The organism is Methanococcus voltae (genome assembly GCF_017875395.1).
Lineage (GTDB): Archaea > AGJL01 > Methanococci > Methanococcales > Methanococcaceae > Methanococcus > Methanococcus voltae_C.
The window spans coordinates 174,262-190,833 of record NZ_JAGGMO010000003.1 but is presented as its reverse complement, the minus strand read 5'-3'; the positions used below and the strand labels follow the sequence as shown (position 1 = coordinate 190,833).

At 28.6% G+C, this 16,572-nt stretch carries 14 protein-coding genes; 11 read left to right on the top strand and 3 right to left on the bottom strand.

Annotation, left to right across the window (positions count from 1 at the left end; translation table 11 throughout):
• The 8 genes from J2127_RS05095 to hisS form a co-directional block, all read left to right on the top strand.
• A partial coding sequence (locus J2127_RS05095) for a methyl-accepting chemotaxis protein (protein ID WP_245326470.1) occupies nt 1-612 on the top strand: 612 nt, incomplete at its 5' end.
• Between the two features lie 532 nt (nt 613-1,144).
• Nucleotides 1,145-1,594: an OsmC family protein gene (locus tag J2127_RS05090; RefSeq protein WP_209732483.1), complete on the top strand. Its 450-nt coding sequence runs from the start codon at nt 1,145-1,147 to the stop codon at nt 1,592-1,594.
• Nucleotides 1,595-2,473: 879 nt separating this feature from the next.
• Nucleotides 2,474-4,255 carry a DEAD/DEAH box helicase gene (locus tag J2127_RS05085; protein ID WP_209732482.1) on the top strand — a complete coding sequence of 594 codons (1,782 nt, stop codon included), beginning with the start codon at nt 2,474-2,476 and terminating at the stop codon, nt 4,253-4,255.
• A gap of 200 nt (nt 4,256-4,455) precedes the next feature.
• On the top strand, nt 4,456-6,342 hold the full coding sequence (locus tag J2127_RS05080; RefSeq protein WP_209732481.1) for a hypothetical protein: 1,887 nt from the start codon (nt 4,456-4,458) through the stop codon (nt 6,340-6,342).
• Nucleotides 6,343-6,515: 173 nt separating this feature from the next.
• Nucleotides 6,516-7,418, top strand: coding sequence for a formylmethanofuran--tetrahydromethanopterin N-formyltransferase (gene fhcD, locus J2127_RS05075; RefSeq protein ID WP_209732480.1), 903 nt, complete (start codon nt 6,516-6,518; stop codon nt 7,416-7,418).
• Between the two features lie 406 nt (nt 7,419-7,824).
• On the top strand, nt 7,825-8,502 hold the full coding sequence (locus J2127_RS05070) for a hypothetical protein (protein WP_209732479.1): 678 nt from the start codon (nt 7,825-7,827) through the stop codon (nt 8,500-8,502).
• 390 nt (nt 8,503-8,892) lie between these two features.
• Nucleotides 8,893-9,183, top strand: a complete 291-nt coding sequence (locus J2127_RS05065; RefSeq protein ID WP_209732478.1) for a metal-sulfur cluster assembly factor — start codon at nt 8,893-8,895, stop codon at nt 9,181-9,183.
• Between the two features lie 253 nt (nt 9,184-9,436).
• Nucleotides 9,437-10,690: a histidine--tRNA ligase gene (gene hisS / locus J2127_RS05060; RefSeq protein WP_209732477.1), complete on the top strand. Its 1,254-nt coding sequence runs from the start codon at nt 9,437-9,439 to the stop codon at nt 10,688-10,690.
• Nucleotides 10,691-10,775: 85 nt separating this feature from the next.
• On the opposite strand, the gene albA is transcribed toward hisS, so the two are convergent.
• Nucleotides 10,776-11,048, bottom strand: a complete 273-nt coding sequence (gene albA / locus J2127_RS05055; RefSeq protein WP_209732476.1) for a DNA-binding protein Alba — start codon at nt 11,046-11,048, stop codon at nt 10,776-10,778.
• 195 nt (nt 11,049-11,243) lie between these two features.
• Here albA and J2127_RS05050 point away from each other — a divergent pair, with 195 nt between their 5' ends.
• Nucleotides 11,244-12,107 (top strand): serine/threonine protein kinase, encoded by an 864-nt coding sequence (locus tag J2127_RS05050; protein ID WP_245326469.1) that lies wholly within the window; start codon nt 11,244-11,246, stop codon nt 12,105-12,107.
• Between the two features lie 133 nt (nt 12,108-12,240).
• Nucleotides 12,241-12,996 carry a proteasome assembly chaperone family protein gene (locus J2127_RS05045; protein WP_209732475.1) on the top strand — a complete coding sequence of 252 codons (756 nt, stop codon included), beginning with the start codon at nt 12,241-12,243 and terminating at the stop codon, nt 12,994-12,996.
• A gap of 175 nt (nt 12,997-13,171) precedes the next feature.
• On the opposite strand, the gene aspS is transcribed toward J2127_RS05045, so the two are convergent.
• Nucleotides 13,172-14,488: an aspartate--tRNA(Asn) ligase gene (aspS, locus tag J2127_RS05040; protein WP_209732474.1), complete on the bottom strand. Its 1,317-nt coding sequence runs from the start codon at nt 14,486-14,488 to the stop codon at nt 13,172-13,174.
• A 329-nt stretch (nt 14,489-14,817) separates the two neighbouring features.
• On the opposite strand from aspS, the gene J2127_RS05035 reads away from it, so the two are divergent.
• Entirely contained in the window at nt 14,818-15,123 is a 306-nt protein-coding gene (locus J2127_RS05035) for a hypothetical protein (RefSeq protein WP_209732473.1), read from the top strand.
• Nucleotides 15,124-15,274: 151 nt separating this feature from the next.
• On the opposite strand, the gene purT is transcribed toward J2127_RS05035, so the two are convergent.
• Nucleotides 15,275-16,444 (bottom strand): formate-dependent phosphoribosylglycinamide formyltransferase, encoded by a 1,170-nt coding sequence (purT, locus tag J2127_RS05030; protein ID WP_209732472.1) that lies wholly within the window; start codon nt 16,442-16,444, stop codon nt 15,275-15,277.
• Nucleotides 16,445-16,572: the final 128 nt, after the last annotated feature.

The window sequence follows — 16,572 nt, the reverse complement described above, 5'->3', positions numbered from 1 at the left end:
ATCGATAACCTAGGTAAATCAATCGAAGAGCTTGGCGAAGAAAGTAAGAAAATTAACGAAGTAACTACGTTAATTAAGGATATTGCAGAACAAACCGGCTTATTAGCTTTAAACGCAAGTATTGAAGCTGCAAGAGCAGGAGAAGCAGGAAAAGGCTTCGCAGTTGTAGCAAGCGAAATTAAATCCTTAGCTGAAGAGATTCAAAAGTCTGTAGAAGATATTAACAAAACAATTGTTGGAATGAACAGTAAAGTAACTACAACAATTAAATTAGGAACTACCGGACGCGAAGAAGTAGATAAAGGGGTTATAGCAATAGATGAAGTTAATGACGCATTCATGAAAATTAAAGAAAGCGTTAACAAAGCAACAATTGCTATTAATACAATAAAAGAAGATTCTAAAAAAGCAAGCACTAGTACAGACGAAGCACTTAGAAATGCTCAAGATATCGCATCTATTTCAGAAGAATTCACAGCTACTGCTGAAGAAGTAACCGCTTCTACAGAAGAGCTAGATAGAGTTATTTCAGAAATCGAATCTATTTCAAAACAAGTTGTACAAGTTGCTGAAAGAGTTGAGCAATCTGCAGGAAGATTTAAGATTGAATAATTAAATTATTCAATTTATCTTCTATTTTTTTAATTTTTAATCTGAGTTTTTAAATAATCGTATTTTTTTATAAAATTTATTTGATCTTATTTAACTATTTTTTAGAATATTTAAATCGTAAAATATATAATATAGAAATAGTAATTATTATTGGGGATATATTAATTAAATACTGTAATATAATTAATGTAATAAATCGCTAAGAGATTTATACATTTAAATATTAACACCATATATATTTTGATACATAAATACTACCATATAGTAATTAAATAATGAAATACCGTTATATATTAAATATTTTAGAAAAAGCAGTTTTAAATAACTTGCTTTAATTCCTTTTTATTTTTTAACTCTAGTTTACAATAATATTAATATACATTTATGTAGAATCCTAAATATATTATGTGCTATATCAATATGATAAAAATACTAATTTAAGGGCAATATGGGATTTATAAGTTTTCAATGAATATATGACTTATAAAATTCGGTTTAATTACTAAAAAGACAAAAATACTACGGTGGTATCATGGGAGAAGCGACTATTAGATTATCCGGTAAAAGTATCGATACAAAATTAAATGCGGAAACACCTCATTATGAAATTATTTCTGACGAACCTGTATCTTTAGGGGGTAAAGGTGAGGCTCCAAATCCTATGGAGTATCTATTAATGGCATATGCAGGATGTTTAAATGCTTTAAGTAGGTATTATATTGATTTAAAAGGTTTAGAAGTTCGTGAAATGTTTTTAGAAGTCCATGGTAAATTTAACACGGATAAATTAAAGTTAAGAGAGACTACTAAAAGAGCAGGTTTTGAGTACATAAATGTTTCAATCGAATTTGATACAGATGAATCTGTTGAGAAGATTGATGAACTCATAAAAATGGTTAAAGAAGGATGTCCTATGCACGATAACATAACTAACGCAACACCAACAATAATAGATTATAAAGTTAAAGATATGGGCGAATAACTGAGTTATAATTTCATTATGATTAATATATTTAAAAATAACACATTATGTACATCATACTACCGAGATTAGTATTTAATATACAAGTATAAGATAAACTAACCAATTTAATATAAAATAACTTAAAATAATATTCTTTTTTATAATTAGGCGTTTAATATATCTACCTTTGGAAAATCTTTCCTTCATCAACGCCCTACGGCTATTCTGGAAGACCGCCTTTTAGGTAGAAGTGCCTTAGACAGTATCACCAAAACCAAGATTGGTTAAAATCAACTGCTACTTTTTTATAGTGTAACACCATATAAAAAACTTAGTATTTTTAATATAATGTTATTATGTTGATTTATTATTATTTTTAAAAAATCCAATATTGATAAATTACTTATATTAAGAAAACATAGTCTATGTACTTAGATTTAAATTTTTACATTAGGATTTAAATTTAACATATCGCATTAAAACTTTTAAAATTTTAAAAAACTTTAAAAAATTAATGTTTAAGCTTAATTTTATGGATTAAATTAAAAATGAATTAATTTTTCATAAAACACGATTTTATTGAGATATAAAACGTTTATTAATTATTATGCAAACGGCATTAGTATGTTAATTATATCATCATATGATTACATCATTCTAGTATTATGGTATGCAATATTGACACCCTAACGTCAAGTTTCTTATCTATGTTTATTATGTCAATAAAATCAAGGAGTTTTAGGTTACTTTAGCCGAATTAGATACAATAGCCATAATGGTTATAAGGACTAGTATAAACCAGAAACTCAAATGGGCTTACAATCTAAACTTAAAAACAAATAATTAAAATTAACTAGATTAATAGATAGGAAATCTATTAATAAACAAGGGATAAACATGGAATTTAGAGATTTAAACATATCTGAAAGCATATTAGAAAGGCTTGACGAAAAAGGATTCAAGGAACCTACTCAAATACAAGAAAAAGCAATACCTATAGTATTAGACACAGAATTGGATGTAGTTGGACAAGCACAAACAGGAACTGGAAAAACACTCGCATTTGGTCTACCAATACTCCAAAAAATACAAGAAAAAATACAAGAAGAAGGTAGAAAAAATAAAAAAGCTGTAAAAGCTATTATTTTAACACCTACAAGAGAATTGGCTTTGCAAGTTCACGATGAGATAGATTCTGTAAACAACGGTAATAGATTAAGATTGTGCACTGTTTACGGTGGTTCAAGCATTGAAAAACAAATAAACAAGTTGAGAAATGGCGTTGACATAGTAATTGGTACCCCGGGAAGAGTAATCGACCACTTAGGTAGAAGAACACTTAAGTTGAACGATATTGACTTTTTAGTACTCGACGAAGCTGACGAAATGCTCAATTTAGGTTTTATCGACGATGTTGAAGAAATTATGAGTAAATGTAAACCAGACTGTAGAAAATTACTTTTCTCAGCAACACTTCCTAAAAGTATCATGGAACTCGTAGAACTTCACATGGGAGAATATGAAACAATTAAAGTTAAAAGTAAGGCTTTAACAACCGAATTAACTGAACAAATCTATTATGAAGTTAAAGAACATGATAAATTTGAATTATTAAGAAGAATAATCGACAAAGAACCTGGCTTCTATGGTTTAGTATTCTGTAAAACAAAAGCAGACGTTGACCAATTAATGAGAAGATTAAATGATGAAAATTACTCTTCAGAAGCTTTACATGGGGACATGAACCAAAAGCAAAGAGAATTGGCTCTTTCAAGATTCAAAAGCCATAAAATTGACATAATGATTGCTACAGACGTTGCAGCAAGAGGTATCGACATTAACGAACTTACACACGTTATCAACTACGATATCCCTCAAAATCCTGAAGCTTACGTACACAGAATTGGTAGAACCGGAAGAGCAGGAAATAAAGGTACTGCAATAACTTTCGTAGAACCAAGAGAATTTAGAAGATTTAAATACATTATGAAAATCTCAAAATCTGACGCTAAAAAGGAAAAAATACCTGATGTAACAGAAATCGTTGAATTAACTAAAAATAACATAATTGAAAAATTAAAGCAGATAATTCAGGCAGAAAATGCTGAAAATGCTGAAAATGCTGATGATTTAGAAAATTATGAATTTGAGAACTTAGAAATTGTGGATGAGTTAGTAGATTTAGCAGATTCCAAAATAATCATTGATAAATTAATCTCACAATTATTTAAGGAAGAACTCAATAGAAAATCCTACGGAAGAATCGGCGAGTACGGTGCTAGAAGAGGAAATGATAGAAACGATAGGGATAGAAGAGACGGTAGAAGAAGCGACAGAAATGATAGGGGCGACAGAGATAGAAGAGACGGTAGAAGAAGCGACAGAAATGATAGAAGCGACAGAAACGACAGAGATAGAAGAGATAATAGAAGAAGAAGTAACGATGGCGGTTCAAGATTATTTGTAGCTTTAGGTTCAATCGATAACATGGACACAAGAAGATTACTTAGAAAAGTTACTGAAAAATCTGACGTTTCAAAAGAAAATATCACTGAAGTAAACGTTTACAGAAATTTCTCATTCATTTCTGCAGATGAAGGTACTGCAAAAAGAATTGTTGATGCTTTTAGATCTGAAAGAAGAAACGGAAAACCATTAATTGAATACGCAAAAAGATAAGATATATATTTATCTTAATTCTTTAAACTCTATTTTTTAAATTTTTTATATGGCATTTTTTATATTCGTATTTTTAATTTTATTTTTTTATTTAAATAATAAGTTTAATAAATGGCTTTTTTTATAAATTTTAATATATGTTATCAAATTTTTATTATAATTATTAAGTATTTACTATTAAAATAACGGAGGGGGTTATTTTGAAAATAGAATACGACACTGATTATTTACTTCAAAATATATTTAATAAGAAAATAAAAGGTATGAAAGGTTTGGATTGGATAAATTGGCTTTATTATGATAAAGAGGAGTATGAAGATGCTATTTTTAAAAATACAGGGATTGAAGAGCATCAAATAATATCAAATATGGAAAAAACGACACAGTCAAGAGATTTTTCACTAGATGGTAATTTGCTCTTAAAAGAAAATCCAACTGATGAGGATTTTCAAAATTTAAAATTAACTGATAAAAATCCTATATTAATACATACCTCGGGCACCTCAGGTGGTGATTTATCAAAACTAAAGTGGTTTGAAATCACAGATAATTCAATGGAAAATTTATGGGTTTCAGGAATTAGGGCAATATATGATTCCAGTTTTTTAGAATGGTATACAAGACCATATGGTGGATCCTCAAATGACCCTAAAAATGATTTAAGAGATACAAGAAATAATAGGAATAAAGGTGCCATGGTATTTTTAATTCCTTCGGGACTTCAAATTGACGGTGTTTCTAAACTAGATGATACTTATTTAACTCGCCTTTATGGTTTTGAATTAACTCAAAGAATTGCAGTGGCATTATATCCAAAGTCCAACTATTTAATTGATTATTATTCAAAAGCATATTCTTTATCTACAATTTTAAAAATATTAAGTTTAGGGAAAATCGCAATCATTGCAGTACCTTATAACGTTATACTTAACTGGAATAATCCTAAAAAATTAAAAGAAGGATTTGAAAAAGAATTAAAGGATATGGTGAAATTAACAAAACTAGTTGATACAAATAATTCAGAAAATTCAGAAAATTCAGAAAGTCTCAAAGATTCAGAAACTTTGGATGATAAAAAAATTAAACATAATGATAATAACACTGAATTTTATAACGATTATATAAAATATAAAAATAAATTTGAGCAAAATCCTGAAAAAACAGTTAAAGAATTGCAAAATAGATTAAAAGAGCAATTAAAAGATGCAGTACTGATTTCAGGAACTACGTATATGATAAAAAGACAATGGGATGACTTAAGAAGTTTTATGGGTTGGGAAAAAGGACAGGAAAGATTAACAAATGTTTACATTGGGAGTGAAATAGGGCCTTTTTCAGCCACAATAAATAAAGCAGATAATTATCGCCAATACGTAATGCCATTAACAATTCCCATTTTGGAACGAAAAAATAGTAGAGAATTGTTGACACGTTCTAAATACGACTACGGCAACCTTTTAATATCTAAAATGGATGGTTACCCAATATACAATATAGATACGGGGGATGTTATCACCTTATTGGATAAAAAACGTATTCCTAAGATATCTGGAGAAATATTGCGAGCCAATTTTAAAGTTAACTTAGACATGGTTGTAAAAAATCTTCCAAAAGGGGATATTATTGCAGGAGATTATTTTAGGTTAAAGGATTTTGAAATAGTAAATTCTAAGGAAATTACTAGTTGTATATCCGATAAATTTAATTTGGATAAAAATAATCCAATTATATTAGTTAATAGTGAAAAATATAGATTAATAGTGCCTATAAAACTTGAAAAAGATAAAGCCACAGTGCAATTGGAGCTTGCACAAAAAGTTAAAGAAGAGCTTGAAGTTTGTCCAATAGATGATGATTTGAAAAAAGCTTTAAAAGACTTTGAGATAGAACTAAATGAAAATATTGCTCTAGAACCTAAAGGGGGAAGGGAAGAACTTTTAAAAAAGGTAAAATCTGGAAAAATGCCAAAAGGGGTATTAAAGAAGTGGAATTTGTATGTTATAAATGAAAATGATAAAGATACTAAAACTAATGAAAATAACGAAAATAATAAAAAAGCTAATCCAAATAAAAATTCAAAAAAATAGTAATATGCAAAAATATCGAATATAATTAATAATTTAACCTTAAAATACCCTAATTTTACAAATTAAACCGTTTAAAATTCTTATAATATTCAATAATAGGAAAATCAAATAAAAACTTATTAATAATAGTTAGACCATAATTTGAGATATTATAACCATATGGAGGAGTTAGTATGGAATTAAACGGAGTAGCAATAGACAACACCTTCGCAGAAGGATTTCCAATTTGGACCTCAAGAGTATTAATAACAGCAGCAACTGAAAGATTAGCAAAAGTTGCAGCAACAGAAGCAACAGGTTTCGCTTGTTCAGTTATCATGTGCCCTGCAGAAGCAGGTATTGAAAAATACGTAGCACCTGCAGAAACACCAGACGGAAGACCTGGTTACATCGTAGAAATCTGCCACCCTAAAAAATCAGGATTGGAACACCAATTATTAGAAAGATTAGGACAATGTGTTTTAACAGCACCAACAACCGCAGTTTACGATGCAATGGGGGAAGATGCAGAAGAACAATTGAAAGTAGGTTTCAAATTAAAATTCTTCGGTGACGGATACGAAACAAAAGAAAAAACAGAAGATGGAAAAGTTATCTATTCAGTACCAATCATGGGTGGAGACTTCAAAATCGAAAGTAAATTGGGAATTAAAAAAGGAGTAGCTGGTGGAAACTTCTTCATCATGGCTGACTCAAACATGGCAGCATTAACCGCAGCAGAAGTTGCTGTTGACGCAATTTACAATGTGGAAAAAACAATTACCCCATTCCCTGGTGGTATTGTAGCATCAGGAAGTAAGGTAGGTTATACAAACCCTAAATACAGCTTCATGGCAGCAACAACAAACGAAAAAATGTGCCCTACATTAAAAGACAGTGTTGAATCATCAATTCCAGAAGATGTTAACGGTGTTTACGAAATCGTTATTGATGGTGTAGATGAAGAAGCAGTTAAAGCAGCAATGAAAGCAGGTATTGAAGCAGCAACAAAAATCCCTGGCGTTAAACAAATTACAGCTGGTAACTACGGTGGTAAATTAGGAAAACACCAAATCCAACTCCAAGAATTATTCTAATTAGTTAAACTTAATCTTAAGTTTAATTTTAATTTTTTTTATTTTTTATTTAATAATTTTTATGGTATTGATTTTAGTTTATTTTTTAAAATTGAAGTTATTTTAAATTTATTGGATTATTTTAGTACATATAATAATTAATATTAAATATTAAAAATACATTAATATTTATGTAAAGTATATTTAGTAATATCTATTATGATAGTGTCATGTCTGTTTTATATAATAGCAGTATTTAAGCCATAAAATAGGAAAAATTCACTTTAATGTAAGTTATTGTTAAAATTTAGAGATTAATATAAATTAATTTAAAGATAAAGGTATTTACGCTATTATTGCCATTGTCGTAATTTTATAAATCCTATAATTGACAAGTAATAATATTATATTCTTGGAGGTTTTTAGTTTGAAACCAAAAGATTCACTTAATAAAGATGTAATTGCGGAATTTACACTCAATAAATCTTTTAATACATACCGTGGAAAAATAGTAAAATGTGACTTTAACGGTTTAATGGAAGGAGCTGTAATGTTGAATAAAAAAAATCATTACTATTTTTACCCATTAAATGCGTTACATATGATAAAACCCTTGAAAAATATGCCTACAAATATAATTCCAAAGACTTCCCTACCTACAAATCCTAAAAATATAAATCCAAAGGAAGCTTTGTCACGTATAATCGGACGTACATTGAAAGTAACCTATAAAAATCCTAAAACTTCGTATTTAGGAAGATTATTGGGTTTTAGTAGAGGGGTGTTTTCTTGGACACTCTTGATGGAAATTTACGGAGAAACTGTAATTTTGGTAAATCCAGATTATATTTCGTACTACGGAACTGTTTGGAGACTTCCTAAGAATAATCCTCCGTATAAAAAACCTACGTTGATGAATTTAACAAAAACAACTCAATATTTGAAAAAATGTCTATTGGACGATGTTACTTTAGAAATAGACTATCCAAGAATTAACATTGAGAATAAAGTATTTATTTATCCACACGGAATTGTTTCAAAAGATGATTATCTTTGCAGTATTGTTAAAACACACTTAAAGGATCATGGATTAAACATAAAGTAAGATTAAAGTCTTAAAATTTTAAATACCTATATTTTTAATTATAATTTACTATTACCTTTTTATTAATAATTAAATTTTAACTATATTTTTTAGAAGTTTCAATAATTGATTTTTTAATGGTTATAAAATTACTTCATATTACTTTAAAATACTTTAAATATGCTAAAAAACTGTTTTTATATTTTAAAATCATTTTAAAAGATATTTACACATTTTTAAGTTGTTTAATGGATAATTAGGTTATTTTGCCGTTAATCGAAATAATAAAGTATATATAAGTTTAAATTATAATAGCTTATTATTATGCTAAGTCACTTAAAAATGGCAAGTTAGTATATTGTATCTATATTTTAAGAACCTAATTGTCTCTAAGATTATAAAGGTGAAAGCATGGTTTCAAAAGAAGACGTATTGAATGCTATAAGAGTAGTTCCAGACCCACACATGGGTGTAAGTATAGTTGATATGGGATTAATAAATGATGTTATTGTAGATGACGAAGGAAACGTTGAATTTACACTGACCCCTACAAATCCAGGATGTATGAGTGTTATCCACATGGCAGCAGGTGCTAAAAACGCTGTTTTAGAACTTGACGGTGTAAAAACTGTAAAAGCTATCGTAAAAGGACACATGATGGAAGATGACATTAACAAAATTTTAAACGAAGAAACTGAATAATTATTTAGTTTTTCATCTTTTTTTTTAATTTATTTAAACGAGTGTTATATACTTATTTTAAGATTAACCGTTATCTATTAATAATCCATAAACATATATTAAAAGGATTTTATGAGTTTATAATGGATAATTATTTTAATATTATGTAATACGATATGCTATTTAGATTAATTCTATTGATCATATGGTTATATTAGTGGATATTACCTAATATTAATTTATTATAATTTATAATTATATTGGAGAGATACGCATGTTTCAAAAACCTAAAGGAACAAGGGATTTTTTACCTTCAGAGATGTTAAAAAGGAAATTTATTGGAAAAAAATTAAGAGAAGTTTTTGATAATTATAACTTTAAAGAAATTTGTACGCCTACTTTTGAAAGTTTTGACCTCTTATGCAAAAAAACAGGTGATGAAATAAGAAGTCAATTGTTTGTATTTAAGGATCATGGCGACAGAGAAATGGGTTTAAGACCTGAATTAACCTCTTCCGTTGCTAGATACTTTATAAATGAATTTAAAAACGTTCCAAAACCTTTAAAATTCTACTATTTTACAAACTGCTTTAGATATGAAAACCCCCAAGCAGGTAGGTACAGAGAATTTTGGCAGATGGGCAGTGAGTTAATCGGCAGTAATAAATGTACTGCAGACGCTGAAGTTTTGAATTTGGCTATCGATGGATTAAAACACATCGATATGAAATATGAGATAAATATCGGGCACTTGGGTGTTTTAAAAGGTGTTTTCGAAGAGTTTAATCTTTCAGATGACGAAAGTACTCAAATTAGACGATTAATTGATAAAGAAGATATCGAAGGTTTAAAGGAAGTTTTAAACGCAATAGAGTCTGAAAAAGGTATTTCTATATCTAATATTGTATTTGATATATTGGATTTAAAAGGAAACAATGAAATTATCGATATTTTAATGGAAAAACTCCAAAAATTCCCTAAATCAATATTAGCACTTCAAAACTTAAAAGAAATATTGGAATACGTAGATCATGATTATATCATAAACTTTGGAATTGCAAGAGGTTTGGATTACTACACTGGAATGGTATTTGAGATATATGGTACCAAAGAAGGTGCAAGACAAGTTTGTGGTGGCGGTAGGTACGATAACTTAATAGAATTGTTCGAAGGGGAACCTACGCCTGCAGTTGGTTTTGCATATGGATTTGACAGAATTATGTTAAATATCGAAGAACCAGAAGTAAACGAAGAAATAATTTACATTACAACCGCAGGAAATGATGTAGAATTAACCAAAGAAAGCTTTAAACTTGCAAAACAATTAAGGGAAAATTCAAAGATTGTAGAATTGGATTTAATGAATAGAAAACTTAATAAATCTTTAAATTTTGCAAATAATTTAAACGCTAAGAAGGTAATTATAATCGGCAAAAAAGATTTAGAAAATAATATGGTTTCTATAAAAGATATGGAATCAGGCGAACAAATTCAGGTTAAATCTGAAGAATTATTAAATTACTTATAAACTTAAATAAAACTTAAATAAATTTTCATATTATTTTTTTTATTTTATCTTATTTTATATTATTTTTTTATTTTTATCTAGACCCTTATTCTTTTGAGAGTGTTATTTCAATTGTGGACACATTTATTTCTTTTCCCGTATTACTTTTTAAAATTTCAGTGCCTAAAGCTATATTTTTTACATTAACTGATTTCATAACCCTATTTTTTAATACTTCTTCCACATCAACAGCTTTTACAATAGATTTGCCCCTAGCTTTTAATACTACTTCATTAATATCTGGTTTATCAAATAACGTCATAACCGCCGTAACATAATTCATAACTCCTTTATCGCCAACATATATTGAATTTGCCATATTTACACCCATATTATTTGTTATTTTTGTTTTTATTATTTAATAATTCAATATAATTCATTAATTATATATATTGATTGTAAAATATACTATGTTTAAACGTTTTATATATAAGGCGCAGTATTGCCTTATTGAATGCAAACAATACTCAAAAAATAAACTATTAAATTAATAATATAATCGAGGGAGTTTAAATTGGAAAAAGATTATAATTTTACTACTAAAAAATCAAAATCTGAAGATTTAAACGTTATAACACCACATTTGGAACAAAATGGTGGCCAAAAAGTTGAACTTCCTAAACTTGAGGATAATAAAATTGAAGATACTTTAAATTTAAGATTAACAAATAGATTAAAAAATAGGATAAAAAATATAAATTTTACAAATGAAAAATTAATAGATTGGCAAATTGTAGATATATTATATAAAAAAGGTATAATACTAACAGAATTTATCGGAAAAGGTCATAGGGGTATCGTATTTAAAGGCTATTGTCAAAATTGTGTTTCAAACGGCTATGTAGATAAAAATTTTAAATATAGTAATTTTAAGCAATATTTACCAATTGCAATTAAAATATCACGATTGGGAGCTCCTAAAAATACGATATTTCATGAAGGGCATGTATTGAGTATTATCAATAAGCAAGGAATTGGTCCAAAAGTTTATGAGTTTACAAATGATTATATGATAATGGAATATATCGAAGGAAAAATGATTAAAGATTGCATAAATGACTTGAATAGCGATAATTTAATGTTTGTTATTGAAGAGACCCTTAAACAATGTTTAAAATTAGATTTAATGGGTATTGACCACACTGAAATACAAGGTGGTAAACACGTAATCGTTTCTGATGAAATTAAGCTAATAGACTTTGATAAAGCTAAAATACACAATAAGACAATTGCTAAAAATTTTACCACTGCAATGTCTTTATTTTTTGGATACAATCAAATATCTAAAAAAATTTCAAAAGATTTAGATCTTTCGGAAGATGACATCTTAAATTTACAAAAATTGTCTGGAAAATATAAAAAATTATTTAAAGTTTAGAATTTAATCATATATTGTTTCAATAATACATAATATTTAATTTTTATTTTATGGTTATTATTGTTTTTATTAATTTATATTACTTTAATTATGATTTAAACAGTTATTAATTGTTAAAAAATCGGGAGATACTATGATAAATTTGTTTGAGAAAAAAATTAAGGAACACGAACCTTTGAAAGATGCAGTATTAATTGAAGGTTTGCCCGGAATTGGACACGTTGGTAGAATTGCCGCAGAACACTTAATCGACGAGTTCAACGGAGAAAAGGTAATGGAAATTTACTGTAGTGATTTCCCACCTCAAGTAAATGTTAAACCTGACGGTTCTGTTGAATTTATGAGTAACGATATCTACTTAATCGAGGAACCTATCCCTATGGTTATAATTGTGGGTAATACTCAATCCTTATCACCTGCCGGTCAATACGAGGTTTCTAAGAGGCTCATAGAATTAGGTATTGAATACGGGGCTACTAAAACATACACTTTAGGCGGTCTAGGAATTGGTCAAATTCCAAACGAAGACTTAAAAGTTTATGTTGCTTCAACTTCTGCAGAAATTGCAGAACAACATAAAGAATATGGCGTAGAATTTAGGGACGATAATGGTAGTATATTGGGAGCTGCTGGTTTAATGCTTATGTTTTCTAAATTGAACGACATGGAAGCAACCTGTTTAATGGCTGAAACTATAGGTTATGTCGTAGACCCAAAAGCATCAACAAATGTTTTAAATGTTTTATCAAAAGCCATTGGTTTTGATGTAGATTATAAAAAATTAGAACAAAGAGCTTTAGAAGTTGAAAAATTACTTGAAAAAGTACAACTTACACAAGAAGAATCAGAATTATCCAATGAAAATGACGATTTAAGTTATTTTGGATAATTTATTAATTTACAAAAATATTTTTACTTTTTTTAGTACATTATTTATTTATTATTTATTACTTTTTTTAAATATTATTTCTTATTTTTTTATTAAATCATATGATTTTGGAAAATTACTTTTAAAAAAGGTATTAAAAATTTAAGAATTAAAAAAAATTATGAGATTTACAAGATTAAGGGGTTAATCTTTGTCTATCTCTTGGGAATAAAACACATTCTCTGATGTTTTCTTCTTGTGTTAATATCATTGCAAATCTGTCTGCACCTAATCCAAAGCCTGCATGTGGTGGCATACCATATTCAAATGCTTCTAAGTAAGTTCCAAATCCTTCTGGATTCATACCCATTTTGGTAATATTTTCCACTAATAAATCGTATTTGTGAACCCTTTGAGCCCCTGAAGTAATTTCTAATTCTTTATGCATTAAATCGAAAGCTTTACAGATTGTATTGTCGTTTTCGTATGGCATTGTATAGAATGGTCTTGTAACGGTTGGCCATTCTGTAATAAAGTATAAGCCTCCCATTTCATCACCAACAGCTTTTTCAGCAGCTCTTGATAAATCTTCTCCCCATTCTAATTCGATACCTTTGCCATTTGCAATATCTACAGCATCTGAGTAAGTTAATTTTGTGAATTTTTTATCTGGAACTTCAAAGTTAATTCCGAGTGTTTCAATTTCATCAGCTTTGTTTTCTGCAATATCTTTGTAACAGTTGTAAACTACTTTTTCAAGTACATCCATTGCATCGTATTCGTCTGAGAATGACATTTCCATATCGATAGACACTGCTTCGTTTAAGTGTCTTCTTGTGTTGTGTTCTTCGGCTCTGAAGATTTGAGCGATTTCAAATACTCTATCAAATCCACCTGCCATCATCATCTGCTTGTATAACTGAGGGCTTTGTCCTAAGAAAGCTTCTTTTTCAAAGTATGAAATAGGGAATAATTCTGTTCCACCTTCTGTAGCACTTGCTACAAGTTTAGGGGTGTTTACTTCAATAAATCCAGTTTCATCAAATGTTTTTCTTACGGATTTTAACATTTCTGCTCTAATTTTGAATAAAGCTTGTATCTTAGGTCTTCTGATATCTAAAAATCTGTGGTCTAATCTTGTATCTATATCTGCAGGTACTTTTTCAGCAGGGTCTAATGGTAATGGAGCATTTGATTTTGTTAATACTCTTATTTCTATAGGTATAATTTCAAATCCGTTTGGTGCTTTTTCACTTGCTACAACCTTACCTTTAACTGCAACAACGTCTTCTTTTCCTAATTTTTTAGCAATTTCAAAAGTTTCTTCTGAAACTTTCTGTTTAGGTACTACAATTTGTATTGTACCTGCTCTGTCTCTTAAAATAATAAAGGCTAATTTTCCTAAAGCTCTAATTGAGTGTACCCAGCCCATTAATTTAACTTCTTGCTCGTTCATTTCGGCAACAACTTCCTTAGAGTAATGGGTTCTCCTCCAATCTTGAATTGAATACATATTTTCACCATAATGATAATTACCGATTATTTTCGTAATTATTCGTTTTGTTAGTTCCATAAATTATATTATTGAAAATTATAAAATAATGGTTTTAGAATTATGTAGTATGTAGTATATTATTATTTAAATAATTTGTCAACCACCTATGATATGATGTTAAATTTATATAATTGTAACGGCAATATATATAACAATAACTAACTAAATTTAATTACATATCGAAGATATTATATATAATAATGATAATTAATTAATTTAATGTTAAAAAAACTTAAAATTTAGAAACTTAAAAATTTAAAAAACTTAAAATATCAATAGGGGTTACCATGTACATTAATATTTTCGTAACGCTAATGTCACTATGTATGTTAATGAATTTTTCAGGATGGGATACGGCATGGGATAGCGGTTTAAAGGATATATTTGATGATATTCCTACAAATACGACTATTGAACATAACATAGTTGATACGGCGTACTCCAATTATTTAATAACAATGGATAATTACTTTAATCTAAATATTTATCCAAATGTGAATGAAGATAAGCTAAGTAATTTTTTTAACCAACCAAAGGACGAGCATGGTCGAGGTAGTAGAGTTAGAAGAATTTTTAGAATCGAGGATAATTAAAATAATTAACATATTTTTAATCTATTTAATCTATTTAATCTATTTTTAATTTATTTTACTTAACATTTAAAAAAATGGAAATACTAAAAAATAATTTAAAAAAATATTATTCTATTTTTATGCAATTAATACTATGATTATGATACTTATTTTACTCTATTTTTACATTGTGAGCGCAATTTTCGGCTTTTGCTCTCGCTTCATCGGTATTATTGCCTGTAACCAATGCTACACCCATTCTTCTACCTATTTTAGCAAGTGGTTTTCCAAATAATCTTATTTTACAGTCTGGATCCTCTAGTGCTTTTTCAACACCCATATATGCAGGAGCGTATTTTTTAACTTCTGATTTTATTACGTGACTCGCACCTTCTTTTAAAAGTTCAATATGCACGGGTAATCCCAATATTGAACGAACATGAATTTCGAATTCACTCATATTTTGAGTTACCATTGTAACCATTCCAGTATCATGAGGTCGTGGTGAAACTTCACTGAATATGACTTCATCGCCTCTTATAAACATTTCTACGCCAAAAATACCATAACCTCCTAATTCGTCAGTTATTTTTTTAGCCATAGCTTCAGCGTCTTTTTTAGCAATTTCTGACATTTTATGCGGTTGCCAGCTTTCGTGATAATCTCCATCAATTTGAACATGACCTATTGGTTCACAGAATTTCGTTCCAAAAGCGGTTCGAGCCGTTAAAAGTGTTATTTCATAATCAAATTTGACGAATTCTTCAACGATTACTTTACTTCCCAATCCCCTTGCTGATTCATGAGCAATTTTCCAGGCTTTTTCAATGTCTTCTTCGGATTTTATTGTAGATTGTCCCTTACCTGAAGATGACATGATTGGTTTTACAACACACGGAATCCCTATCTTTGCAACTGCTTCTTTCAATTCTTCGAAACTTTCTGCAAATTCATATTTTGCAGTTTTTAAGCCTAAGTCTTCAGATGCAAGTCTTCTTATTCCTTCTCTATCCATGGTTAATTTAGTAGCTTTTGCAGTGGGTACAACATTAAAACCTTTACTTTCCATTTCAACAAGTGCATCTGTATTTATTGCTTCTATTTCGGGTACTATATAGTCAGGCTTTTCTCGTTCTATGAGTTCAACTAAGCCATCAAAGTCTTTCATATCAATTACGTAATTTTTATGTGCAACTTGCATTGCAGGGGCATTTTGATAACTATCAACTGCTATACATTCAATACCAAACCTTTGAGCTTCAATAATAACTTCCTTGCCTAATTCCCCACTTCCTAAAAGTAGTAATTTTTTAGAATTGGATGATAATGGGCTACCTATCATAATTTCACCACGCACACACTTTACCAAAACATTTTTTGGACTTTTTATAAATGAATTATTCAAATACATATCTCACTATATCTTATATCTATATACTACAGCATGTAAATATTTATGTTTTTATGTTT

Coding starts and splice junctions, on each gene's coding strand:
- J2127_RS05065 (WP_209732478.1), top strand. CDS start 8,893: ATGGTTTCAAAAGAAGACGTATTGAATGCTATAAGAGTAGTTCCAGAC.
- hisS (WP_209732477.1), top strand. CDS start 9,437: ATGTTTCAAAAACCTAAAGGAACAAGGGATTTTTTACCTTCAGAGATG.
- J2127_RS05090 (WP_209732483.1), top strand. CDS start 1,145: ATGGGAGAAGCGACTATTAGATTATCCGGTAAAAGTATCGATACAAAA.
- aspS (WP_209732474.1), bottom strand. CDS start 14,488: ATGTATTCAATTCAAGATTGGAGGAGAACCCATTACTCTAAGGAAGTT.
- albA (WP_209732476.1), bottom strand. CDS start 11,048: ATGGCAAATTCAATATATGTTGGCGATAAAGGAGTTATGAATTATGTT.
- purT (WP_209732472.1), bottom strand. CDS start 16,444: ATGATAGGTAGCCCATTATCATCCAATTCTAAAAAATTACTACTTTTA.
- J2127_RS05045 (WP_209732475.1), top strand. CDS start 12,241: ATGATAAATTTGTTTGAGAAAAAAATTAAGGAACACGAACCTTTGAAA.
- J2127_RS05085 (WP_209732482.1), top strand. CDS start 2,474: ATGGAATTTAGAGATTTAAACATATCTGAAAGCATATTAGAAAGGCTT.
- J2127_RS05035 (WP_209732473.1), top strand. CDS start 14,818: ATGTACATTAATATTTTCGTAACGCTAATGTCACTATGTATGTTAATG.
- fhcD (WP_209732480.1), top strand. CDS start 6,516: ATGGAATTAAACGGAGTAGCAATAGACAACACCTTCGCAGAAGGATTT.